The sequence below is a fragment of the Megasphaera sp. SC8-1 genome (genome assembly GCF_024436295.1).
Taxonomy (GTDB): Bacteria; Bacillota; Negativicutes; order Veillonellales; family Megasphaeraceae; genus Megasphaera; species Megasphaera elsdenii.
The window spans coordinates 34073-58063 of record NZ_JANFQH010000005.1 but is presented as its reverse complement, the minus strand read 5'-3'; the positions used below and the strand labels follow the sequence as shown (position 1 = coordinate 58063).

Annotated in this window: 27 protein-coding genes, 2 tRNA genes and 1 pseudogene; 25 read left to right on the top strand and 5 right to left on the bottom strand. The window is 50.7% G+C overall.

Annotated elements, in window-relative coordinates; translation table 11 throughout:
- Nucleotide 1: 1 nt before the first annotated feature.
- From thiL to guaA, 18 genes are all read left to right on the top strand, one after another.
- Nucleotides 2–976 carry a thiamine-phosphate kinase gene (thiL, locus tag NOS26_RS01285; protein WP_014016216.1) on the top strand — a complete coding sequence of 325 codons (975 nt, stop codon included), beginning with the start codon at nt 2–4 and terminating at the stop codon, nt 974–976.
- Nucleotides 977–988: 12 nt separating this feature from the next.
- Complete coding sequence (locus NOS26_RS01280) at nt 989–1459, top strand: bifunctional tRNA (adenosine(37)-N6)-threonylcarbamoyltransferase complex ATPase subunit type 1 TsaE/phosphotransferase (RefSeq protein WP_014016217.1); 471 nt, start codon at nt 989–991, stop codon at nt 1457–1459.
- Nucleotides 1443–2153, top strand: a complete 711-nt coding sequence (tsaB, locus tag NOS26_RS01275; protein WP_255917180.1) for a tRNA (adenosine(37)-N6)-threonylcarbamoyltransferase complex dimerization subunit type 1 TsaB — start codon at nt 1443–1445, stop codon at nt 2151–2153. The genes NOS26_RS01280 and tsaB overlap by 17 nt, the downstream gene beginning before the upstream one ends.
- Nucleotides 2144–2617: a ribosomal protein S18-alanine N-acetyltransferase gene (gene rimI, locus NOS26_RS01270; protein WP_014016219.1), complete on the top strand. Its 474-nt coding sequence runs from the start codon at nt 2144–2146 to the stop codon at nt 2615–2617. The genes tsaB and rimI overlap by 10 nt, the downstream gene beginning before the upstream one ends.
- Before the next feature lie 14 nt (nt 2618–2631).
- The gene (tsaD, locus tag NOS26_RS01265; RefSeq protein WP_255917179.1) at nt 2632–3642 is read left to right on the top strand and encodes a tRNA (adenosine(37)-N6)-threonylcarbamoyltransferase complex transferase subunit TsaD; all 1011 of its coding nucleotides are present in this window, start codon (nt 2632–2634) and stop codon (nt 3640–3642) included.
- 27 nt (nt 3643–3669) lie between these two features.
- Complete coding sequence (locus tag NOS26_RS01260; protein ID WP_072014528.1) at nt 3670–5082, top strand: histidine kinase N-terminal domain-containing protein; 1413 nt, start codon at nt 3670–3672, stop codon at nt 5080–5082.
- 3 nt (nt 5083–5085) lie between these two features.
- Nucleotides 5086–5676 carry an ANTAR domain-containing response regulator gene (locus NOS26_RS01255; RefSeq protein WP_014016222.1) on the top strand — a complete coding sequence of 197 codons (591 nt, stop codon included), beginning with the start codon at nt 5086–5088 and terminating at the stop codon, nt 5674–5676.
- Between the two features lie 136 nt (nt 5677–5812).
- Entirely contained in the window at nt 5813–6094 is a 282-nt protein-coding gene (gene groES, locus NOS26_RS01250) for a co-chaperone GroES (RefSeq protein ID WP_014016223.1), read from the top strand.
- A 50-nt stretch (nt 6095–6144) separates the two neighbouring features.
- Nucleotides 6145–7776, top strand: coding sequence for a chaperonin GroEL (gene groL, locus NOS26_RS01245; protein WP_014016224.1), 1632 nt, complete (start codon nt 6145–6147; stop codon nt 7774–7776).
- Nucleotides 7777–7974: 198 nt separating this feature from the next.
- On the top strand, nt 7975–9159 hold the full coding sequence (locus NOS26_RS01240) for an MFS transporter (protein ID WP_255917178.1): 1185 nt from the start codon (nt 7975–7977) through the stop codon (nt 9157–9159).
- An 86-nt stretch (nt 9160–9245) separates the two neighbouring features.
- Nucleotides 9246–9321, top strand: a tRNA-Asn gene (locus tag NOS26_RS01235).
- Nucleotide 9322: 1 nt separating this feature from the next.
- Nucleotides 9323–9398: transfer RNA gene (locus NOS26_RS01230), tRNA-Glu, on the top strand.
- 480 nt (nt 9399–9878) lie between these two features.
- Entirely contained in the window at nt 9879–11099 is a 1221-nt protein-coding gene (ilvA, locus tag NOS26_RS01225) for a threonine ammonia-lyase (protein ID WP_036204928.1), read from the top strand.
- Between the two features lie 13 nt (nt 11100–11112).
- Nucleotides 11113–12522: an amino acid permease gene (locus NOS26_RS01220; RefSeq protein WP_255917177.1), complete on the top strand. Its 1410-nt coding sequence runs from the start codon at nt 11113–11115 to the stop codon at nt 12520–12522.
- A gap of 79 nt (nt 12523–12601) precedes the next feature.
- Nucleotides 12602–12988 carry a RidA family protein gene (locus NOS26_RS01215; protein ID WP_022498027.1) on the top strand — a complete coding sequence of 129 codons (387 nt, stop codon included), beginning with the start codon at nt 12602–12604 and terminating at the stop codon, nt 12986–12988.
- Between the two features lie 203 nt (nt 12989–13191).
- Entirely contained in the window at nt 13192–13662 is a 471-nt protein-coding gene (locus tag NOS26_RS01210) for a CBS domain-containing protein (RefSeq protein WP_014016231.1), read from the top strand.
- A gap of 16 nt (nt 13663–13678) precedes the next feature.
- Nucleotides 13679–14161, top strand: a complete 483-nt coding sequence (locus NOS26_RS01205; protein WP_022498026.1) for a CBS domain-containing protein — start codon at nt 13679–13681, stop codon at nt 14159–14161.
- Between the two features lie 109 nt (nt 14162–14270).
- Nucleotides 14271–15806, top strand: coding sequence for a glutamine-hydrolyzing GMP synthase (gene guaA / locus NOS26_RS01200; RefSeq protein WP_255917176.1), 1536 nt, complete (start codon nt 14271–14273; stop codon nt 15804–15806).
- A 367-nt stretch (nt 15807–16173) separates the two neighbouring features.
- Here guaA and NOS26_RS01195 read toward each other — a convergent pair whose 3' ends face one another.
- The 5 genes and pseudogenes from NOS26_RS01195 to NOS26_RS01180 form a co-directional block, all read right to left on the bottom strand.
- Nucleotides 16174–17136, bottom strand: a complete 963-nt coding sequence (locus NOS26_RS01195; RefSeq protein ID WP_255917175.1) for a site-specific integrase — start codon at nt 17134–17136, stop codon at nt 16174–16176.
- A 24-nt stretch (nt 17137–17160) separates the two neighbouring features.
- Nucleotides 17161–17310, bottom strand: a pseudogene (locus tag NOS26_RS11700) (Arm DNA-binding domain-containing protein); the annotation flags it as partial.
- A 5-nt stretch (nt 17311–17315) separates the two neighbouring features.
- The gene (locus tag NOS26_RS01190; RefSeq protein ID WP_255917174.1) at nt 17316–17756 is read right to left on the bottom strand and encodes a hypothetical protein; all 441 of its coding nucleotides are present in this window, start codon (nt 17754–17756) and stop codon (nt 17316–17318) included.
- A 1-nt stretch (nt 17757) separates the two neighbouring features.
- Nucleotides 17758–18759, bottom strand: a complete 1002-nt coding sequence (locus NOS26_RS01185) for a phage replisome organizer N-terminal domain-containing protein (RefSeq protein WP_255917173.1) — start codon at nt 18757–18759, stop codon at nt 17758–17760.
- Nucleotides 18760–18903: 144 nt separating this feature from the next.
- A complete protein-coding gene (locus tag NOS26_RS01180; protein ID WP_204904869.1) occupies nt 18904–19080 on the bottom strand; it encodes a DNA-binding protein in 177 nt (58 codons plus the stop codon).
- A gap of 102 nt (nt 19081–19182) precedes the next feature.
- On the opposite strand from NOS26_RS01180, the gene NOS26_RS01175 reads away from it, so the two are divergent.
- The 7 genes from NOS26_RS01175 (at nt 19183) to NOS26_RS01145 (ending at nt 23987) form a co-directional block, all read left to right on the top strand.
- On the top strand, nt 19183–19812 hold the full coding sequence (locus NOS26_RS01175) for a helix-turn-helix domain-containing protein (protein WP_255917172.1): 630 nt from the start codon (nt 19183–19185) through the stop codon (nt 19810–19812).
- 49 nt (nt 19813–19861) lie between these two features.
- A complete protein-coding gene (locus tag NOS26_RS01170) occupies nt 19862–20125 on the top strand; it encodes a BrxA family protein (RefSeq protein WP_255917171.1) in 264 nt (87 codons plus the stop codon).
- Nucleotides 20126–20268: 143 nt separating this feature from the next.
- Nucleotides 20269–20574 carry a hypothetical protein gene (locus tag NOS26_RS01165; protein ID WP_255917170.1) on the top strand — a complete coding sequence of 102 codons (306 nt, stop codon included), beginning with the start codon at nt 20269–20271 and terminating at the stop codon, nt 20572–20574.
- 29 nt (nt 20575–20603) lie between these two features.
- Nucleotides 20604–21200 carry an N-acetylmuramoyl-L-alanine amidase gene (locus NOS26_RS01160; protein ID WP_370687613.1) on the top strand — a complete coding sequence of 199 codons (597 nt, stop codon included), beginning with the start codon at nt 20604–20606 and terminating at the stop codon, nt 21198–21200.
- A gap of 2 nt (nt 21201–21202) precedes the next feature.
- Nucleotides 21203–21469, top strand: coding sequence for a hypothetical protein (locus tag NOS26_RS01155; RefSeq protein ID WP_255917169.1), 267 nt, complete (start codon nt 21203–21205; stop codon nt 21467–21469).
- Between the two features lie 96 nt (nt 21470–21565).
- A complete protein-coding gene (locus NOS26_RS01150; protein ID WP_255917168.1) occupies nt 21566–21955 on the top strand; it encodes a hypothetical protein in 390 nt (129 codons plus the stop codon).
- Nucleotide 21956: 1 nt separating this feature from the next.
- The gene (locus tag NOS26_RS01145) at nt 21957–23987 is read left to right on the top strand and encodes a site-specific DNA-methyltransferase (protein WP_255917167.1); all 2031 of its coding nucleotides are present in this window, start codon (nt 21957–21959) and stop codon (nt 23985–23987) included.
- The last annotated feature ends 4 nt before the right edge of the window (nt 23988–23991 follow it).

Below are 23991 nucleotides of genomic sequence, written 5' to 3'. Positions count from 1 at the left end.
CATGAAAATTTCAGATATCGGTGAATTTGGATTCATCGATGCCATCAAAGCGGATACGCTCTACCATAAAGAGAACGTCGTCGTCGGCATCGGAGATGACGGTGCCGTCTATACGACGACGCCAGGCTGGCAGCAGGTCGCTGTCATCGATACGATGGTCCAGAACAGCCATTTCATCGTCGGCCAGACGGCAACCTGGCATGATGTCGGCTTTAAAGCCGTCGCTTCGAACCTCAGCGACATCGCAGCCATGGGGGCCGTACCGACGCATATCGTCTTGTCGACGGCGTTGGCGCCGCAGATGGAAGTCGACGACGTCGTTGAAATGTATCGCGGCATCAAGGATATCTGCCGGGCCTATGAGGTCAATATCCTCGGCGGCGATACGGTCATGTCTAAAGAAGGCGTCGTCATCACCGTGGCCGCCTTTGGCGAAATCGAAGCCGGGAAAGCCCTGCTGCGCAGCGGCGCCCAGGCTGGCGATGTCATTGCCGTATCCCATACGATCGGCGATTCTGCCGGTGGCCTGGATGTGCTCCTGGCTGGGCAGGACGGTTATGAAGCTTTGAAGAAAGCCCACCAGTACCCGGAACCGCAGATTTCCTTGGGCCGGTTATTGGTACAGCATCATTGCCATAGCTTGAACGACATCAGCGATGGTTTGGCCAGCGAGTCCAATGAAATCGCCAAGGCCAGCGGTGTCGAACTGGTCATCGACCGGGATAAGGTGCCGACGAGTGACGGGCTAAAAGCCTGGGCGGCGTCATCGGGCAAGGATATCTGGAAATTCGTCTTCAACGGCGGCGAAGACTATGAACTGGTCTTCACCATGGCCCCCGCTGATTTCCAGGCCCTGCAGGCCGATTATCCGGCCGTGACCGCCATCGGGACCGTCCGTCCGGGACCGGGCCGGGTCCTGCTCCGCCACGATGGGGGAGAACAGGTCCTGCCGCCGACGGGCTGGACCCATTTTTAAAAGGAGAAAATTATGACCTTTGATGTAGCTACCCATTCAGAAGCCGGAACGATAGCCTTAGGCAAAGCCCTGGGTCCGGTCCTCAGCGACGGTGATGTCCTGGCCTTGCGCGGTGACCTCGGTGCCGGCAAGACCCATTTCGTCCAGGGCATTGCCCAGGGCATGGGCATCGACGATGTCGTCGTCAGCCCGACGTTCACCATTCTGAATTATTATGAAAATACCATTCCTCTCCAGCATTTCGATTTTTATCGGCTGGAAGAAGAATATGAATTAGATGACCTGGGATTCGACGACTATCTCGAAAGCGGTGTGACCGTCATCGAATGGTCGGAAAAATTCCCAGACCGCCTGCCTGATGATGCCGCCATTGTCACTATCGAAAAGACGAGTCCTACAGACCGGCTGTTTCATTTTGATTTCCGCGGCAGCCGCTGGAAGGCTGTAGAAAATGAGGTAAAAAAATATGCTCTTAGCCATTGAAACATCGAGCCTCGTATCGAGTGTCGCCTTACTCCATGAAGACACGCTGCGGGCCGAACTCACTATCCAGGCACGGCTGACCCATTCGGAACAGCTCATGCCCCACATTGCCGACATGCTCGACAAGGCGTCGGTCAAGAAAAGCCAGATTGACGGCGTCGCCGTAGCCGTCGGCCCCGGTTCCTTTACGGGCCTGCGCATCGGCCTGGCCACAGGCAAAGGCCTGTCCTTTGCCTGGAACGTCCCCATTGTCGGCGTGACGACCCCAGTCAGCCTGGCCTGGAATTTCGTCGGCGTCTCCGACCGTATCTGTACCCTCATCGACGCCCAGAAAGGCAACGTCTATGCCGGCGTCTATCGCTGGGACCGGACGACGCTGACGACGGAAAAAGAAATCTATATCGCCCCGCGGACGGAAGTCCTGGATACGCTGGAACAGGAAGGTCAGCCCGTCGTCTTCTGCGGCGACGGCTCCCTCAAAGGGCGTAAGGACATCGAAGGGCGCAGTCCCTTGTTCCGCATGGCGCCGCCGACGATGGTCATTCCCCGCGCCGGCAGCGTAGCCCTGGCGGCCAATGTCCGCTTTGCTGCCGGTGACTACGACGACTGCATGACCTTGACGCCGTCGTACCTGCGCCGCAGCGAAGCGGAAGTGCTCTGGGAAAAACGCCACGGCGGTGCATCATGCCGGTAACGGTCCGTCAGGCTGGCCGGGAAGATCTGCCGGCCATCATCGCCATCGAAGAGGCCTCCTTTTCCGTGCCCTGGTCCCATCAGTCCCTGGCAGCGGAACTGGACAATCCTGTCGCTAAGTATTACGTCCTGGAAGGGGAAACAGGTCAGGTCCTCGGGTACGCTGACGTCTGGCTCATCGCCGATGAAGGCCAGCTGGCCAACATCGCCATCCACCCGTCCGCCCGGGGCCACGGTTATGGCGAGACCCTCCTGCGCACGGCTATGGAAGCCCTGTTCCAGGACGGCTGTACGAGTATGTTCCTGGAAGTCCGCCAGTCCAATGCACCGGCCCAGGGCTTGTACCGCAAGCTGGGCTACGAAGGCGTTGCCGTCCGTAAGGATTACTATTCCCAGCCTGTAGAAGATGCCTGCATCATGCAGTGTCAGAAAGAAAATTACCAATGGTTCAGCCATTCACGATAAAAAGGATGAAATCTATGTATACCTTAGCTTTAGAAACGAGTTGTGACGAAACGTCGGCTGCTGTCATCGAAGACGGCCGCCATATCCGCTCCAACATCATATCGACACAGGTACCGATTCACCGCAAATTCGGCGGTGTCGTACCGGAAATCGCCTCGCGCCAGCATATCGAATACGTCCTGCCTATCATCAAGGAAGCTCTCGATACGGCACAGGTCACCTTAGCCGATATCGACCATATCGGTGTTACTTATGGGCCCGGCCTGGTCGGCGCCCTGCTGGTCGGCGTCGCCGCTGCCAAGGCCATCAGTTTCGCTGCCGACAAGCCCCTGGTCGGCGTCAACCACATGGAAGGTCATATTTTTGCCAACTTCCTCAGCCATCCCCAACTGGAACCGCCGTTCCTGGCCCTCGTCGTTTCCGGCGGCCATACGCAGCTGGTCCAGATTAATGGCTATAATTCGTTCAAACTCATGGGCCAGACCCGGGACGATGCCGCCGGTGAAGCCTTCGACAAGATTGCCCGCGTCATGGGCTATCCCTATCCGGGTGGTCCGCAGATCGACAAATTGGCCAAGGAAGGTAATCCCGATGCCATCGCCTTCCCGAAAGCCCTCCATGAAAAGCATAACTTCGAGTTCAGCTTCAGCGGCCTCAAGTCGGCTGTCCTCAACTACCTGCACACGCAAGAACAGCGCGGCCAGTCCTATAATGCCGCCGATGTCGCGGCCAGCTTCCAGAAGACCGTCGTCGAAACGCTCGTCGAAAAGACCATGGACGCCGCCTCTTACTGTGGGGCTAAAAAAATTGCCGTCGCCGGCGGCGTCTCGGCCAACAGCGGCCTGGCAGCGGCCATGAGTGCGGCCTGTGCCGACAAGGGCTATGCCTTTTACCGGCCAGATCCGATCCTCTGCACCGATAACGGCGCCATGATCGGCTGCCGGGCCTATTATATGGCCTTGGACGGCCGTTTTGCCGATTTGACGCTCAACGCCAAGCCGGCCCTGCCGATTACATCGGACTAATCCTGTGAAGAGATGGGGGAATCTTCTATGGCTACACTTGAAGCGGTCTGCCGGACTCAGAGCACGTTGTCGCCCGTGCAGATCCATATTTTACAGAACAGTGAAGAATTATTGCAGTTCGCCAGCGACTTGTCGCACCGGGAACTCTTCGTCTACGTGCCGGGAAAAGACGCGGGGACCCTGGTCCTGGCCGCCCACCGGACGCCGCTCCTGCAAAAAGGACGGCAGACCGAGACGACCGATCCGGGCGCTGTCTTTTCCCGGTATGAAGAACCCTTCAACTATCAGGTCTTCCAGACCGGGCAGGCCTTGCAGGGCGAAAGGGAAATCGAATACGGCCGCATGGCGCCGATCGTGTCCTATCCCTTCGTCGATAACGGCGGCGGGACGATTGCCGTCATTGCCTTTGTCGGAGCCGTCGAAGACAATCGGGAAATCTTGACGGAAACGGCCTTTTTGTCCTTGCAGGTGCCCATGGATTTCCATTCCATGTACCGGCCCTTGTCCATCCAGGATGGCGTCGTCCTGGTCAACTGCAACGGCGTCGTCATCTATGCCGACGACATGGCCGACAGCATCCTGCACATGTGCGGCCAGCGCGGCGCCATTACGGGGACCAATATCTACAATACCCGCCTCGACCTGACCGGGGCCAAGAAAGCCCTGTCCCAGGCGACGGGGCTGACCGACGACGTGACGCTCGGTGAAGCCGTCGTTTCCCGCCGGGTCATTCCTATCCTGCAGCGCGGCAAAGTCCGCCGGGTCATTTCCATCCTGACCGAGCGGACAGAATTGCACCGCAAGGAAGAAGAACTCATGGTCAAGACGTCGGTCATCAAGGAAATCCACCACCGCGTCAAGAACAACTTGCAGACCATCGCCAGTCTGCTGCGCATGCAGATGCGGCGCACGACCAGTGAAGAAGCGCGGGACGTCCTCAAAGAAAGCCTGAACCGGATTCTCAGCATTTCTTTGGTCCACGAGACGTTGTCCCACCACGATGAAGAGAACATTGATATTTCCGACGTGGCCCAGAAACTGCTGGGCCTCCTGGCTCACAGCCTGGTCAGCAAGGACTGCCATGTAGAGACGGAATTTTCCGGGGAAATATTGCCTCTGCCGTCCGATGCTGCGACGTCGCTGGCGCTGGTCCTGAACGAACTCATTACCAATGCTATCATCCACGGTTTTGAAGGGCGCAGCCAGGGGACCCTGTCTATCACGATCCGCCGGGACGGGGATACCGGTCTCATCCTGGTCTGTGATGACGGCGTCGGCATGGCCCAGGCGCCGGTCGATACGGGCCGCAAGCATCTGGGCATGGCCATCGTGCGGACGCTGATCGAGAAAGATTTACAAGGGGCGATTGCTTTCGATGACGGTGTGCCGGAAGGGACGGTCGTCACAATCCGTTTTCCATTACCAGAGAGGGGAGAATAACCAATGGGATATCGCGTTGTAATAGGGGATGACGAATCGATCATCCGTATGGATTTATGTGAAATGCTGGAAGATGCCGGCCATACCGTCGTCGGGGAAGCGGCTGATGGCGTCGAGGCCCTCGATTTAGTACGCAAGGAGAAGCCGGACATCGTCCTCCTGGACATCAAGATGCCCCGCCTGGACGGCATCCACGCGGCCCGCATGATTGGCCACGAAGGCCTGGCACCGGTCCTGCTGCTCACGGCATACAGCCAGCAGGATATCGTCGACAAGGCCAAGGACTCCGGGGTCCTCGGCTATCTGGTCAAACCGGTCAGCCCGGTGAATCTCTTCCCGGCCATCGAAATTGCTATTTCCCAGTTCCGCCACCAGCGCGAAGTGGCCCAGCAGCTCGATGATATGAACGAACGCATCGAGACGCGCAAAGCCGTCGACCGGGCCAAAGGCTGCCTCATGGACTTATATCATATATCCGAACACGAAGCTTACCGCCGGTTGCAGCAGTACAGCATGAAGAACCGGAAATCCTTGAAAGCCGTGGCCGATGCGGTCGTCGCCAGTGCGGAAAAGATAAAAAGTCAAAAAAAATAAAACGTTTCAGGAAAAAGTCAGGGCTAAGGCCTTGACTTTTTTACCTTTAATGGCTAATATATATATTGTAAGTTAGCACTCGGAAGTATGGAGTGCTAATAAAGAGTAGCAACTTACTTTTAAGGAGGAATATAAAATGTTAAAACCGTTAGGAGATCGCGTAGTTATCCGTGTATTGGAACAGGAAGAAAAAACTGCAAGCGGTATTTTTTTACCGGACACTGCTAAAGAAAAACCGAGCCAGGGCGAAGTCGTAGCCGTAGGTCCGGGCAAAGTACAGGACGACGGTAAACGCGTTGCTTTGGATGTCAAAGTAGGCGACAAGATTATTTTCTCCAAATATGCCGGCACAGAAGTCAAGTTCGAAGGCACCAAATATTTGATCGTCAGCGAACGCGACATCTTGGCTATCATCTAATAAATCATCAATTTAAAACTACTTAACTTTCACATAGGAGTGTGTTCAACATGGCTAAACAGATTTTGTTCAACGAAGATGCACGCCGCGCTCTCGGCAAAGGCGTAGACGCTTTGGCAAATGCCGTAAAAGTTACTTTAGGGCCTAAAGGCCGCAACGTCGTTCTTGACAAGAAATTCGGCGCACCGACCATCACTAACGATGGTGTTACCATCGCCCGCGATATCGAATTGGAAGATCCCTTTGAAAACATGGGCGCACAGCTCGTCAAAGAAGTCGCAACCAAGACTAACGACGTCGCTGGTGACGGTACGACGACAGCTACCATCCTGGCACAGGCTATGATCCAGGAAGGCATGCGCAACGTCGCAGCCGGTGCTAACCCGATGATTCTCAAACGGGGCATTGAAAAAGCTGTCGCTAAACTCGTCGAAGAAATCAAGAAACGTTCTATCGCTGTTTCTGACAAAGCTTCTATCGCTCAGGTAGCTTCTATCTCGGCTGGTGACGAAGAAGTCGGCGGCCTCATCGCAGACGCTATGGAAAAAGTCGGCAAAGATGGTGTCATTACGGTTGAAGAATCGAAGACCATGGGCACGCAGCTCTCCGTCGTCGAAGGCATGCAGTTCGACCGCGGCTACATTTCCCCGTACATGGTAACGGATCCGGATAAAATGGAAGCTGTCATGAGCGAACCGTACATCCTCATTACGGACCGCAAAATCGCTTCTATCCAGGAAATGCTCCCGGTTCTCGAAAAAGTCGTCCAGGCTGGTAAAGAACTCCTCATCATCGCTGAAGACGTCGAAGGTGAAGCCTTGGCAACCTTGGTCGTCAACAAACTCCGTGGTACCTTCAAAGCCGTCGCTGTCAAAGCTCCGGGCTTCGGTGACCGCCGCAAAGCAATGCTCCAGGATATCGCAACCTTGACGGGCGCTACGGTTATTACAGAAGATGTAGGCCGTAAACTCGACAGCGTTACCATGGAAGACCTCGGCACAGCTCGTCAGGTCCGCGTAACCAAAGACGAAACGACCATCGTTGAAGGCCACGGCGATCCTCAGGCCATCAAAGACCGCGTTGCTCAGATCAAAGCCCAGATTGCTGAAACGACGTCTGATTTCGATAAAGAAAAATTGCAGGAACGTTTGGCTAAGATGTCCGGCGGCGTAGCTGTCATCGAAGTCGGCGCTGCTACAGAAGTCGAATTGAAAGATAAGAAATATCGTCTCGAAGATGCCCTCAACGCTACCCGTGCAGCTGTTGAAGAAGGTATCGTAGCCGGCGGCGGCACGACCCTCATCGACATCCTCCCGGCTCTCGACGAATTCAATGAAGACGGCGACGTACAGACGGGTATCAACCTGGTCAAACGCGCTATCGAAGCTCCGCTCCGCCAGATTGCTGAAAACGCTGGCCTCGAAGGCTCGGTCATCGTTGCTAAAGTCAAAGCTTCTGAAGACGGTGTAGGCTTCAACGCCCTCAAAGAAGAATATGTCGATATGGTAAAAGCTGGTATCGTCGACCCGGCTAAAGTAACCCGTACAGCTCTCCAGAACGCAGCTTCCATCGCAGCCCTCGTCCTCACGACGGAAACCTTGGTCGCTGACAAACCGGAACCGGCTCCGGCAGCTCCGGCAGCCCCGGCTGGCATGGGCGGCGGTATGCCCGGCATGATGTAAGACTCAGTAAGGCTTACTAGTAATGAAATAGAATAAAGACTACCCGAAAAAGGGCTGTCGCTTAGGCGGCAGCCCTTTTTGTGGTTCGTTTGCCGAAGCCGCGTAGGGGCCGCCATAATCGGCGGCCCGCTTATTGACTTTTCCCTTCATGGCGAGTACGATAGAGGGGCCCAATTTTATGCAAAGGAAGAATTTATCATGTTTCCTTCTATTCCCTTGAAGTATGTATTACCTCTCCTGGGCTTGACCGTGTCGGCGTTTATTTTCAATACATCGGAATTCATGCCTATCGGTCTGCTCATGGACATTTCTCAGTCCTTCGCAATGACTGAGTCCCAGACGGGCATTATGATCACTGTCTACGCCTGGGTCGTAGCCTTGTTGTCCTTGCCGCTCATGCTACTCGTCTGCCAGATGGAGATGCGGCGCCTCTTGTTAGGGACTATGGGTCTCTTTGTCTTGGGACAGCTGGCGTCGGGGCTGGCCTTGAATTTTCCCATGCTCATGGCAGCCCGTATCAGCGTCGCCTGCGCTCATTCTATTTTCTGGTCCATTGCAGCTCCGATAGCGACACGCCTGGTCACGCGGACTCATCGCCCTTTGGCTTTGAGTATGATCGTCACCGGCTCGGCTGTCGCCATGATATTCGGTCTGCCCTTGGGGCGGATCATTGGCCTCTATGCCGGCTGGCGCATGACTTTCTTGACCATTACGGCAACAGCCTTAGCCGTGCTCCTTTATTTGGCCTTCGTTTTTCCGAAACTGGCCAGTGACGCCTCTTTTTCCCGCGATGACCTGCCTAAGCTGCTCAGGAATCCCGTCGTCGTCAGTGTCTATATCTTGTCTGTCCTGTTTGCGACGGCCTATTTCACGGCGTACAGCTATATCGAACCCTTTCTCAAAATCGTCGCTGCCTTTAGCGACCAGGGAATCACGTCGACGCTCATGCTTCTCGGCGTCAGCGGCCTTGTAGGGAGTTTTGTCTTTTCCCGTTTTTACAATCATTTCCGCTATGGCATCATCCGGGCCGGACTGCTGGGGCTGGTCATTCCGTTCCTCTTGTGGAAGGCTGCTGCTGGCGGGGCAGGGACGATGGTCGCTGCTTGCCTGGTCGTCGGCTGTGCTTCGACGTTGTTCAACGTCACCTTCCAGGCCGAACTCATCCGCCACGTCCCGATGGGGGCGGCACCGGTGGCTATGTCCATCTTTTCGGGCATCTTCAATGTCGGCATCGGCGGTGGTACCTGGATTGGCGGGCAGGTCACGGCTCATGGCCTGTTGCCGTATATCGGCTATGCCGGTGCAGCCATCGGCTTAGTCGCTGCCGTGTATTGTTTTACGGCCTATTTCCATTTCCTCGGCAGGGCAGGAGAAAGTCATTAAAAAAAATCGTAAAAAAGACTTGCATTTTTCTATCTCTTCAAGTATAATGTTAATTGTTCCGATTCGGAACGAGCTTGAAGTGATATTCCTCAATAGCTCAGTTGGTAGAGCAATCGGCTGTTAACCGATTTGTCGTAGGTTCGAGTCCTACTTGAGGAGCCATGGCCCCTTGGTCAAGCGGTCTAAGACATCGCCCTTTCACGGCGAGAACATGGGTTCAAATCCCGTAGGGGTCACCATATGAAAAAGGCTTGTCGTACGACGACAAGCCTTTTTCAGTTGTTAGTGGCTAGTTGTTAGGGGTTAGCAGATGGCTTTAAATTTAAAGGTCTTTTCTGCAAACCATAAATTCTGTACTACAAACTATGAAGCAACGGGACTCCGCATGATGGCATAAGCCTTCGTGTGACAGTCCCTTTTATTATTTGTAATTAGTAAAGCGCTTACGAGCCACTAACCATTAACCACGAGCCACTAACTGCTAGCCACGAAGAAGCTGCTGTATAAGGCAGCTTCTTCTTTTCGCATCGTTCAACACCAAATTATGCGAAATAAGCAATGATGATTTCTGCTTTAGTAAACATAAGTCTACTGATAAAATACAAACAGCCAAATACTCTATTGACAATGGACAATCAAAGGCGTATAGTAAAAGCATAATCAAACCGTATTTATTCTAACTAACGAAGGAGGGACGCTGCCGTTTGGCAGCATGCAACATGAGTGAAGAAAGAGTTACCTTACAAATGATCAAAGAGGCCCAGGAACGTTTAAAGGGCGTCGCCCAGAAGACTGGCTTGTCGTACAGTAATTCCGTCAGCGATTTGGCTGGCTGCGAAGTTTATTTGAAACTGGAAAACCTCCAGCGGACAGGCTCCTTTAAACTGCGCGGGGCCTATAACAAAGTCGCTTCCCTGACCCCGGAAGAACGGGAAAAAGGCGTCATCGCCGCTTCGGCCGGAAACCACGCCCAGGGCGTGGCTCTGGCTGCCAGCGAATATGGCTGCCAGTCCGTCATCTGCATGCCGAAACACGCTCCCTTGAGTAAGATTACGGCGACCCGCGGCTACGGTGCCAATGTCGTCCTCTACGGGGATTTCTTCGATGAAGCCGCAGCCAAAGCCGTTGAATTGACGACGGAACACGGCTATACCTTCGTCCATCCCTTCAACGACCCGGAAGTCATTGCCGGCCAGGGGACGATTGCCCTGGAAATCATCGAACAGCTTCCCGAAGTCGATGCTATCGTCGCACCGATTGGCGGCGGCGGCCTCATTTCCGGCCTGGCCGTAGCCGCTAAGAACGTCAACCCTAAGATCAAAGTCATCGGCGTCCAGACGGAAAACATGCCGTCCATGAAAGAATCCATCGAAAAAGGACAGGTCATTACCTACAACGGCAAGGCTACTCTGGCCGATGGCATCGCCGTCAAGACACCGGGCGACTTGACCTATGATATCTGTAAGAAATACGTTGATGAAATCGTCACCGTCGATGAATCGGAAATCGCCAGCGCTATCCTGATTCTCCTGGAACGGGGCAAGACCGTTGCCGAAGGGGCCGGTGCCGTACCGGTCGCAGCTCTCATGAGCGGCAAGATTTCCGGCATCCGCAACAAGAAAGTCGCAGCCCTCGTCAGCGGCGGCAACATCGACGTCAACAATATGACCCGCGTCATCAACCAGGGCCTGATCAAGTCGCAGCGCAAGATCTTCTTCCAGACCGTCATCCCCGACGTCCCGGGCGAACTGGTCAAGCTCTTGACCCTCATTGCCGGCACCAATGCCAACGTCCTTTCCATCACCCATGAACGCAGCCAGCACGGCATCGACATGGGCATGACCGCCGTCTCCCTGGAACTGGAAACGGCCAACGAAAAGCACGTTGAAAAACTGATGACCATGCTCAAAGACCATCATTATTTTGTTACCTTGAAGTAATGGAGGGCAGATCATGGAACAGCAGAAAATGGAACGCGGCCTGAAACCGCGCCACGTAGAGATGATCGCTCTTGGGGGGACGATTGGTGTCGGCCTGTTCATGGGATCGGCCAACACCATTCAGATGGCGGGACCGTCGGTATTGCTCTGTTATGCCGTGACGGGCGTCGTCATGTTTTTCATCATGCGCATCATGGGGGAAATGCTTTATCAGGAACCCGTTACCGGCTCCTTTGCCACGTATGGACATAAATATATCAGTCCTTTCGTCGGCTACCTCACTGCCTGCTCCTATTGGTTCCTGTGGGTCGTCGTCGGTTTGTCGGAAATCACAGCTGTCGGCATTTACGTCCACTACTGGTTCCCACTGCTGCCGCAATGGATCTCAGCCCTGGCCGGCATGGCCATCGTCGCAGCGGCTAATATGGCAGCCGTCAAATATTACGGTGAATTTGAATTTTGGTTCGCCTTGATTAAAGTCGTCACCATCATCATCATGCTCATCGTCGGAGCTGCGGTCATCCTCTTTGGCTTCGGCAATGGCGGCGTTCCTGTCGGTATCAGCAATCTCTGGGACCACGGCGGATTCATGCCCAATGGCTGGGGCGGTATGCTGGCAGCCATGTGCGTCGTCGCCGCGTCTTTCCAGGGCGTTGAACTCATCGGTATTACAGCTGGCGAAGCTCAGGACCCGAAACACACTTTGAAGAAGGCCGTCAACAATATCGTCTGGCGTATCCTCATCTTCTACATCGGCTCGATTTTCGTTATCCTCTGCATCTATCCCTGGAGTGAAGTCAGCTACATCGGCAGCCCCTTTGTCATGACCTTTGCCAAAGTCGGCATCTCGGCCGCAGCGGGCATCATCAACTTCGTCGTCCTCACGGCGGCCCTGTCCGGCTGCAACAGCGGCATGTACAGTTCGGGCCGTATGCTCTACACGCTGGCACAGAACGGACAGGCTCCGAAGATTTTTGCCAAATTGTCGCCGAGTGGCGTGCCGCGCAACAGCATTGCCGTCACCATCGTCGTCCTGGCTATCGGCGTCATCCTCAACTACCTCGTGCCGGACTCCAAATTATTCCTTTACTTATACAGTGCCTCCGTTTTTCCGGGCATGGTCGCCTGGTTCGTCCTGGCCTATGCCCAGAAAAATTTCCGCAAGTCCTGGGGACCGGAAGTCATGGCGAAACATCCTTTCAAATCGCCTCTCTATCCCTATTCCAATTACTTCTGCATCATCTTCCTGATTCTCGTCACTATCGGCATGATTTACAACCCTGATACGCGCATGTCCATCTTCTCGTCGTGGGTTTTCATCGCCGCTGTCGTCGCCGCCTGGTTTGCCTGCGGTTTGAACAAGAAGCAGTATGACAGGGAAGGGCACCTCATCGAAGGGGCTGACGCTAAATCAGAATCGTGATTATTGCCGCAGGCCTATGGTTTTCCCAGGGCCTGCGAGGTATAATACAGTTAGATTAAAATTAAGGAGATGCATTATCATGGCAGTCAATGTTATCAGTACTACGAAAGCTCCGGGCGCAGTAGGCCCGTATTCTCAGGCTATCAAAGCCGGTGATTTCCTCTTTGCTTCCGGCCAGATCGCCATCAACCCGGAAAAAGGCAAAATCGTTTCCGGCGGCGTCGTCGAACAGGCCGAACAGTGCATGAAGAACGTCGGCGCTATCCTCGAAGAAGCCGGCCTTTCTTATGATGACGTCGTCAAGACGACGGTTTACCTGACGGACATCAACTTCTTCGGCGCTGTCAACGAAGTTTACGGCAAATACTTCCAGAAGACCTTGCCGGCCCGTTCGTGCGTCGAAATCAGCCGCCTCCCGAAAGACGTCTTTGTAGAAGTCGAAGTCATCGCTTATTGCGGAAAATAAGCTGTATTTAGTGGCTCGTGATTCGTGGCTCGTTGTTCGTAGGCGGCCCGCTGTGCCTTAAATTTAAAACCATCCGCTAACCACTAACAACTAGCCACTTAAAAGGTCTTGTCGTTATACGACAGGACCTTTTTTTACCTCCCAAGCAGGAAATCAGGGCCTTTGTGTCTAATACTTATAATATAAGAAAAGGAGTGATAACTATGTCTAAACGTACAGCTTCAGATATTATGGAAAAGAATTTCGTTACGGCTTCGCCGGAAACGTCTGTCTTTGATTTAGTCAACATGTTCGTCAAGAATCACATTACGGCCATTCCTATCATCAATGAAAAGGAAGAGCTCGCCGGCATCGTTACCGACGCTGATTTGCTCTACAAGAAGGTAAAGCCTCATGTCCCGCACTATGTCAATCTTTTGGGAGCCAGCATTTATTATAACGGTATCAGTGAATACGACAAGGGCTTCAAGAAACTCATGGCCTGCACGGCCAAGGACATGATGACAAAAGATGTCATCATCGCTGCGCCGGATGCGGAAGTGGAACAGATTGCCGGCGTCATGGTTGCAGAACATCTGAAAGTCATTCCGATTGTCAAGGAAAAACATATCGTCGGCATCGTTACCCGCGGCAACATCCTCGATGAATTGTATCGCGAATACGGCGATGACTAAGGGGAGGGGACGTACCATGGCTGAAGAAATGAAAGAAAAACCAATTGTCCGCGTGAAAGATGTCATGGAAAAGGTTTTCGTCTCGGTAACGCCGGATATTCCCATCCGCGACGTCTTCCGCATTTTCATCAAGCACCGCCTGCTGGCTGTGCCCGTCGTCGATGAAGAAGACCATCTCATCGGCCTCATCTCCAGTGCCGACCTCATGTACCGCAGCTCGAAGCCGCACATCCCGCGCCTGCCCTTCATCGGCACCAAGATTTATACCAGCCGCGTCGGCAAATATGCCAAGGAGTTCAAGAACCTCCTCGACCAGCCCTGCTCGAAACTGATGACCAAGAACGTCATGATTGCTACGCCCAAAGCTGACGTCGAACAGGTAGCGGCCGTCATGATCCTGGAACATTTGAAAGTCCTTCCCGTCGTGGACAATAAGCGTGTCGTCGGTATGATCACCCGGGCGTGCATCCTCAAAGATTTGTACCGGGAATGGACGTAATTAGCCCCTTTGTGACTAGTCACTCTCATCTTCGTGTGTTATAATATGATAATCGAATGATTTAGGCAGCCGCCGCTGTCAAAGAAAGTATTTCACGAGGAGGCACTTAATGGATACCAAAGAACTCGTCATCGTTGTCGATTTTGGTGGTCAGTATAACCAGCTCATTGCACGGCGCGTCCGTGAAAACCACGTATACTGTGAAGTATACCCGTATCACAAAGCCGTTGCTAAAATCAAAGAACTTCAGCCCCAGGGCATCATCTTCACCGGTGGTCCTGGCAGCGTCTATGAAGACAATGCGCCGAAGATCGAAGCAAAAGTCTTCCATCTCGGCATCCCGGTCCTCGGCCTTTGCTATGGCATGCAGTTCATGGCACAGACCTTAGGCGGGGAAGTCAAACACGCCGACATGCGCGAATTTGGCAAGACCGAAATCGATGTCAATACGGCATCGCCTTTGTTCAAGGGCCTGCAGGAAAAAGAAATCGTCTGGATGAGCCATCAGGACTACGTCGCTTCCATCCCGGAAGGCTTTGAAATCGTAGCTCATACGGCCAATTGCCCGGTCGCTGCCATGCAGAACCCGGAAAAGAAACTCTATGCCATGCAGTATCATCCGGAAGTACTCCATTCGGAACACGGCAAGGAAATGCTCCATAACTTCCTCTTTGAAGTCTGCGGCTGCACCGGCTCGTGGACCATGGCCAACTATGCCAAGACGGCCATTGCCAACATCAAAGAAACCGTCGGCGACGGCAAAGTCGTCCTGGCCCTCTCAGGCGGCGTCGACAGCTCCGTAGCGGCAGCCCTCATCTCCAAAGCCGTCGGCAGTCAGCTGACCTGCATCTTTGTCGACCATGGCCTGCTCCGCAAGAATGAAGGCGACGAAGTCGAAGCGGCCTTCAAGGACAGCGGCATGAACTTCATCCGCGTCGATGCGTCGGAACGCTTCCTCAAGAAACTCGAAGGCGTCAGCGATCCCGAACGGAAACGGAAAATCATCGGCGAAGAATTTATCCGCGTCTTCGAAGACGAAGGCCGTAAAATCGGCTCCGTCGATTTTCTGGCCCAGGGGACGATTTACCCCGACGTCATCGAATCCGGTGCCGGCGATGCTGCCGTCATCAAGAGCCATCACAACGTAGGCGGCCTTCCGGCTGTCGTCGATTTCAAAGGCCTCATCGAACCGCTCCGCAACCTCTTCAAAGACGAAGTCCGCGAACTCGGTGCCGAATTGGGCCTGCCGGAATACCTCGTATGGCGTCAGCCTTTCCCGGGACCGGGCTTGGCTATCCGCGTCATGGGTGAAATCACCAAAGAAAAACTGGCCATCCTCCGCGATGCCGATGCCATCTTCCGCGAAGAAATCGCCAATGCCGGCATGCAGCGAGACATCAACCAGTATTTCGCCGTTCTGACCAACAACCGCTCCGTCGGCGTCATGGGCGACTTCCGTACCTATGACTACACCTTGGCCCTGCGCGGTGTCACTACGACCGACTTCATGACGGCTGACTGGGCACGTATTCCGTACGATGTCCTCGATAAGATTTCCAGCCGCATCGTAAACGAAGTAGACCATATCAACCGCATCGTGTATGACATTACCAGTAAACCACCCGCTACGATTGAATGGGAATAGTTGCAACAAGCCTCACAAATCGCTTAACCAAGCCGTTTGTGAGGCTTTCTTTTTTTCAAAAGTTCCAAAAGTGTACCAAAAAAATTTCAAAAACTTTTTTTAGGGCCTATTTTTGCCAAATTTCTCGAACAAAAAATGTGCATTTTTATACATATGGAATAGACTTGGTTACAAAGGACACGTAGATTTGCAATCTGAACATATACACGGCCAACGACCTTGTGCGTAAGGGCCGACCCGGACAGGGCGGCCCGCTGTAAAATTTAAACATAGACTGTTCTGATATAATGGCAGGTCTTTATGAATTTGAAATGGACAAAACAACCAGGCGCTGTCTTCGTGTGACAGCGCCTGGTTTTGAATTTACTTAGGCTGTAGTTTTGTCGTCATCTTTGGGGATGGACTTTTCACCGAATTTTTCCATGGCCGCTAGCAATTTCCGCTGCTGTGATGGGTAGAGGTGGGTGTAGGTACTCAGGGTGGTTTCGATGTTTTCGTGTCCCAGGCGTTCTTTGATGACTAGGGGTGAGAAGCCTAGGTCGATGAGGAAGGACGCGTGGGAATGGCGGAGGTCGTGGACCCTGATTTTTTTCACGCCGGCTTTTTTACTGCCTGTGTGAAGGTGATTCAGGATGGCGTACTTCGTCGTGGGAAAGAGCCGGTCCTGGCTGCGGAGTCCGTAGATGGCGTTCATGTAGTTCTGGACGATGGTGCAGAGAAAGGGCGGGATAGTGATGGTCCGGATGCTCTTCGACGTTTTGGGCTTTTGAATCAGATCTTGGCCGTCCAGACGGGAATAGCTCTTGGTGATGCTGACTGTTTGCTCTTCCAGGTCGAAATCCGCTGCGGTTAGTGCTAAGAGTTCGCCTTCGCGCATACCGGTCCAGAAGAGGAGCATGAAAATCGTGTAGTACAGGATGTCGTCTTTGTACACCGTAATGAACTGGCGGAATTCGTCGAGCGTCCAGAAGCTGATACGGTCAGACCGTTTTTTCCCCATGGAACCACAGAGCCGGACTGGATTTTGCGGAAGGTGATAGTACTTCACGGCAAAGTTGAAGATGGCCGATACTTGATTATTGATCGTCTTCAGGTAGGTTTGCGTGTAAGGCTGGGCGGTCTTCTGTTTGCCAAAGGGCGTGTACGTCGCGCTCAGCATCTGATTCTGCCACTTCCGGATAATCGCCGGCGTAATCGAAGAGATGGGAAGGTCCTTGAAAAAGGGCAGGACCTTCAGCTTGATGACAAACTCCTTATTCCGGTATGTTGTCGGCTTTAAACGGACCCTGGCGTCTTCCATATAGAGTTCGTAGAGTTCACCGAATGTCATCGTAGTGGCCCCGGCGGCCTTGGACTTGAAATTTTCCTCGAAGGCCAAGGCTTCCCGACGGGTTTTGAAACCAACTTTCTTTTTCCGCCTGCGCTGTCCCGTCCAATCGGTGTAATAAAAGGACGCACTCCAGGTATTATTTGAGGTATCTTTAAAAGCAGGCAATCCAGTCATCTCCTCTAAAACCAAGTTCCATTATCAATATCGTAATGCCACCAGCGGCCGGATTCATATTCTATACAGCAGTAGTCGTCTTTGAAGAACGGCCTGACGGGCAATCCGTCAGACCAGGTTCCAGAGTGCATGTGTTGGATCATCAAATCGACTAATTGGAGATTCCTCAGCAAAATAGCCGCTTTACGCTGAGTTTCATTTTCATCGACCAGGACTTCGATGACCTTTTCGGGAATTTTAACGGCTGTTATGTGTTGGAAATCCAGAAGGTACCAGTTCCCCGATTCGAAAAAAGCATAAGCTGTTTTGTCATTGCTGCCTTCGTAAAGCGCTTCTGGACGGCCTTCATGCCAATTAGGGTCTTTGGCAAGCTCATGAAGAACATAGTTGCTGCACGCATAAAAACCGTTCAAAGTTAAGTTCCCTTTCTTCATAGTGTATCCCATTTTACTTTCCTCCTTTTTGATAATGTTCCCAGCAATCGCAGGATACCATTAATTCTTCTTCATAATCATAATCTGGAGTAGATATTGAAGCCTTACATTTGCCCGTACCATGACAATGTGGACAATCGGGATTGTAAATTTTCTGCTTTTTGGGAATTTCGATTTCCTTTGGCAGTTTGAAAGTCTGGTCTTTCAATAAAGCTGCCAAATATCCAGGAGGATTGTTGGTAGCTTTGGATTGAGCTATCTGATGGATGGCATCTAGCCGTTCCAGACTCATGTCCTGGATATGAGTCATTGCCACGATTTGCCCGGCTACGAATGAGCTGATCCCCCATTCGATGAGGCGTGTCCGTTTGTCCTCCAAGTCGGTAGAGATATGATGATGTTGTTTTTTGGTATAAAGAGCATCATCATCATGATGTCTGGCGGCATTATTTGCCATTACACTATCTAGTACCTCGGAACAGTGCCTCATACCATTGCTGGTAGTGGCGTTTTTTGCCCTGATATGGGACCATTTTTTTGCCTTAAGAAAAGGCTTTTCTTCTTCTTCGGCATTCTTTGTATCAGCGATAAGACCTGTGTCGTCGTCTGGTGGTGGTAATGTCCCTAGGGCATCTTTTCTGATAGCCGCCAGTTTTTTGCGGCGTGTACCGCCTTTCTGGCTGCTCGTTAAGATGGGTGCCTGCTTAAAGGTACAGGACTGGCCATCATCGCTGATGGCGATATATCCGCATTTGGTGAAAACGGCAAAGACTGTATTGACCTCTTCTGGCGATATCCCTTTGAGCTGGAGTGCTATCTGGTCAGCGATGGTGGAGAACATATCGTTGCGTTGGATGACTCCTTTCGTTTCGCCGGCCAAGACGAGCATTTCCAGATAGGTATAGATAACCGCTTTTCCGCCGGGCATTTTTTTTAGACCTAAAATATGGATGTCGTCGGTAATACGATCATCAAATTGTATGAAATAGTACTTTTTTTTATCGTTATAATTCAATTGTGAAGCCTCCTTGTGGCACGAAAGAGACTTTTTTGGTATAATAAAGACGATGCTATGGGAAGATTATACTTGCATCAGAGTCAGGCTGGATGTGGGGCATCTGGCTTGACTTTTTCTTTATTATCGGTAGTCTTTTCGTAGTCATATTTTGATTTTGGAAAAAAAGTATTGACGGTTCACGCGGCCGCGGAGAACTAGCTTACCTTGTGCTTTGAGTTCGGCGTTCATTTTCCTGATTATGGAGTAAGCACGCGACTGCTTTACGTCCAACAATTGGGCGACATCCGCCGCGGTCAGCATTAGTTTCTGTTCGTCCATCTTTAAACCTCCTCTCTTTTTAAAATAAATTCGTAAATAAATCACTCGTTATTTACGATTATAATTATACTCTCAAATAACGATAATTGCAAGGGGATAACCATGATTTTTTCAATATTTGGGCTTCGTTTGCGTATTTTGCGAACGACTTACAAACTGTCTTTAGCTGAATTTGCTGCTCTGTTCGGCCTGAAAAGTACAGGTGCCATTGCTGATTTGGAAGCCGGACGCCATGGCCCTACTTTTGAATTGTTCATACGGATAGCGAATGTGTTCGGTGTTTCGTTAGATTGGCTGGCTGGCCGCTCTGAATCGGTTTATACCTTGGATTCTATAACCATGGCTGAAAAGAGCGTGTTGGACATTCCTTTAGCTTTTCCTGATAATTATAAAGAGGAATATGCTGTTTATTTTAAGTCGAAGGATTTAAGTGAAGATTTCCCTTCCTTCGGTGTTCGTGCTAACATTGCCGTTTTATTACGAATTGTCAAAGCCATTGATGTGTATTATTTTATGGACTCACAGCGGGGCTTAGCGGATAAAATTATATTTGATAGCATCCGAAAACTCTTAAAGATTCCGGACTTAATTGAACTTAAAAAGCCGACTAAGAAGGCTATGGAGCGGAATCAGGCTTTAGATCAATTATTGAGGCAGGTAAAGAGAAAGCCTGCTTATGATGTAGAAGAAGCATTTCAACTAATGAAACAAGAAAAACTGGACAAACAATAGTATATCCAGTGGTGAGAATTGATTTTTTCCACGACCAAGGAGGCGTTACATGATGGCTTTAGCTGTGCTTACACAGCCTTATCCGGCCCGGGTGAAGGAGCAGTTCTGGTTCCGTGAGCTTCGTCAGGCGGTGGCTGTTTTGGCGGAAGGGAAGTCTTTTGCTGATTTGAAGCGCATGAGTGAAGAAGAGAACTTTTTCAATGCCAGTTCGGCCAGCCGGGCCAATGAGATACGCCAGGTTCTGGAACGGCGCCTCAAGGCGGCTGGGCCTTCTTTTTGTGCCTTCTTTCAACAGTCTCCTTTGGCGATGTAGTGATTACTGCGACAGAGGCTACGCCCATCCCGACGGATATCATCGTTCCGGCTGGCTATACCCCGGTATAAGCTGATCTGAGCGGATTTTGCGATATTGATACGATTTACAGCCTGTTTGCTTACTGTACTAGCCTGAAATGCGTGTACTTTGATACTCTGTGCAATGTTGGGAAGGGCGAACTCAATACGTATCATACCCTTTCGACCTGCAAGAATCTGGAATACCTCGTCCTGGACAATGTGAACGTGGACTTTGTCGTAGAGAATGTGAACGATGCAGAACGCGGTATTCCTGCTGAGACCAAAATCCTGGTTCCCAGAGCTGCTTTGGATGCATATAAGGCAGACAGCCACTGGAGTTCAGCAGCTGACCGCATCCTGGCCATGGAGAATTTCGATATCGTCCGCAAGGATGGCGTCGTGATCGTCACGCCGAAGGCGGTGTAAGGTATGTTTGAAAAAGTGAATATCCCCGACTGTATCGTCATCATCGGTCTGGTCACAGCACTGATTCTGGCGATTTATTCCTGAATTCCGGCCGTGCGTCGGGCGGCCATCCCGACCCGGGGGCCGTCAATAGTGAAAGCAATCTGCGTGAATGTGACGTAGCCCTGGCCGTCGGTCAATCTGCGGAAAGTTACCTGAATGCGGCAGGAGTAGCAACAGAACTGCTCCAGTCCAACAGTCTGGAGGAAATCTGCGAGACCGCCAATGCCAGTGATGCCGACATCTTCGTGTCCATCCACTGCAATGCTGCTGAAGCCGAAGAAGCCAACGGCACAGAAACCTGGGCCTGCGCCGGCAGTTACCGTGGCAGCATGCTGGCGAGCTACATCCAGAGTCAGATCGTCGATGTCCTTGATACCACCAATCGCGGTGTGAAAATTGCCACGCCCGGCGTCAACGGCCTGTATGTCCTCACGAACACCGACATGCCTGCTGTCCTGGTCGAACTGGCCCTCATCACCAATCCAGATGATGAAGACATCCTGGCCAATGCCCAGGATGCCCTGGCCAGAGCCGTGGCACGGGGCATCACCGATTACGAACAGCTGATTCTAGGAGGTAAATGACCATGAACCGTGAAGAAATCAGGAAAGCCGTCGCCGATGCCGTCGTAGGCTTTGCCAGGAGCGAAGCCGAAGCAGCCATCAAGTCCATCGACCTGGATGACGTCCAGAAGATGGTGGAAGCCCAAATGAAGAACCTCACAGATCCGCTGGAAGCAGAAATCCAGACCACCACCAGCTGGTGGGTGAAGATTCGGAACAGGCTGTATATCACCCTGATGCAGCAGGCAGTCAAAGCCATTGTGGCTGATGTAAAACAGAAGATTGCATGAGAAAAAGCCGGTATGGGACATCGGGAAGGATGTTCTGTACCGGCTTTTTGTGTTATACTAAATTAGTTATACAGCACCTTACACCTTTTAGGCAGTATGCCAAAATTATTTAGCCAGTTTCATCAGCGTATTGAAATGGACACCTGTTCAAAATATTTGCCGAACTTCACAATGATGATTATCATCCATGCTCAGGAGCACAGGCTCATTTCTGACTGTGTCTGGAATAAACTCCAACGCAAGCTAGATAGTAGCAATTCAGGCTTTTTGGATATGCCTGTGAAAGAAAGTGACGGTAAAGCCAGTGTATGGAGAACATGTCCTCCATACACTGGCTTTACCGATAAATACATCAGAAATTCGGCAAAGAATCCAAAACTGCTGCTGAAGGTGTTGCTCGAAAGCTCGAATGAACTGGTACAACTTAATACCGTAGAAATCCGATATAACGTACCTGAACTTTTTATAGAAGATGGAGGAAAATAAGATGGAGAATTTTTTTGACATAGTCCTGAATGTACTTAAGCAGGATGAGAGATTTTTTGCGGAAGATGGAACATTTCTGCGCAATGCCGTCTATGAAGCTGCCATGCAGATGGACGAAAACTTGATCCGACTGCTGATTTCGAACGAAGATACAAAGTCTCGCTTCTTTAAGGAAGTCGATGATATTCTTGTCTTTGATAAAGTAGGCTTTGCGTGGGTAATTAATAATCGCGAATTTCTGCCAGACAGTTATACCCGTTTTAAGAATAAAATCGGGCTTGCTGACGAATACGGCAAGATGATTAGCACTTCAGGTAAGGTGGAGCTTGTGTTCCCGTATAAAGATTGCGTTCTGGAGGGCGGGCAGACAAAAGAGGAGCAGAAGCGTTCTGAAATTTTCTATAATGAAACACTTGCTCCAGATGAAGTTGATAGATTGCTTTATCCGAAGGTCTTTTGCAATGCTAGAAGATATAAATTTGATGGTGGCAAAAGTGACTTGAATCGAGGATTGAATGTTATTTGTGAACGAGTAACCGATATCTCAGATAAAGACAATCTTATAATTAAAGGAAATAACCTTCTTGTTATTTCATCATTATTAGAACGATTTGAAGGAAAAATAAAATGTATCTATATTGATCCTCCGTATTTTTTTCAAACATCAAAGAATGAAGATACATTTGCATATAACAGTAATTTCAAAATGTCAACATGGTTGACATTTATGAAAAATCGGCTTGAGATTGCTAGAAAACTGTTAAGAGAAGATGGAGCGATATTTGTTCAAATTAGCGATGATGGGGTTGCAGAACTGCATTGCCTTTTAAAGGAAATTTTCAATAAAGATGGAGAAAATAATTTTATTAACAAGATTACTGTAAAAACAAAATCCCCATCAGGATTCGCCAGTGTTAATCCTGGCGTCTTTGAAACGGCAGAATACATATTGGCTTTTGCAAAGCACAAGCAAAAATGGACATATAATCCTCAATATACTGTTTCAGAGTATGATAAAAATTATAAATGGTATGTTGAAAATATAGATGACGATCCAAGTGTATGGAAAATTGTTGATATTTTTAAATATATAGCAAATAAAAATGGTTATAGCTCACCTAAAGAGGCGGAAAAAGAACTAGGAGAATCCGTTTTTAATGACATTGTTTCAAAGTTTACATTGGACCATTCTGATTCAATTTTCCAGTCTACTGCAATAGGTGATAATGCGGGTCAGGATGTTGTCGAAAAGAGGAATATATCAAAGAAAAATAAAGGTGTTGTATACACAGTAGTTCGAGATGGGCATTACACTGTACACATTTACAATGGGCGCGAAATGGCGTTTTATTCAAAGAAAATCAGAATTATTGATGGTAGAAAAGTTCCTAGTATGCAACTTTCTAATATTTGGATAGATACTCCTTATGAGGGTATTGCGAAAGAAGGAAATGTAACCCTTAAAGGCGGCAAGAAGCCTGAGAAGCTACTTAGAAGAATAATCGAAATGTCCACGAATAAAGGTGATATAGTGCTGGATTATCATCTTGGAAGTGGAACTACATGCGCAGTTGCTCATAAGTTGGATAGACAATATATAGGCATAGAACAGTTGGATTATGGCAATAATGATAGTATTAGTCGTTTAAAGAATGTCCTTGAAGGAGATGCAACAGGTATTTCTAAAGCTGTTAATTGGCAGGGGGGCGGTTCGTTCGTGTATTGTGAGCTTGCCAAACTCAACCAGAACTTTGCTGATGAGATTCAGGTTGCAGCCGATACAGATACGCTTAAAGATATTTACCACCGTATGGTAAAGAGTGGTTTTATCAGCTGCAAGGTAAATCCGGCGGATATTGATGCGGCGGCCTCTGATTTTGAGACACTTTCTCTTGATGATCAGAAACGCTTTCTTATGGAACTTCTGGACAAGAACCTGCTTTATGTGAACTATTGCGATATGGATGACGAAGACTTTAAAATTTCCGAGGAAGACAAAGCATTTACAAGAAGCTTTTACAAGGAGGATTGAGCGC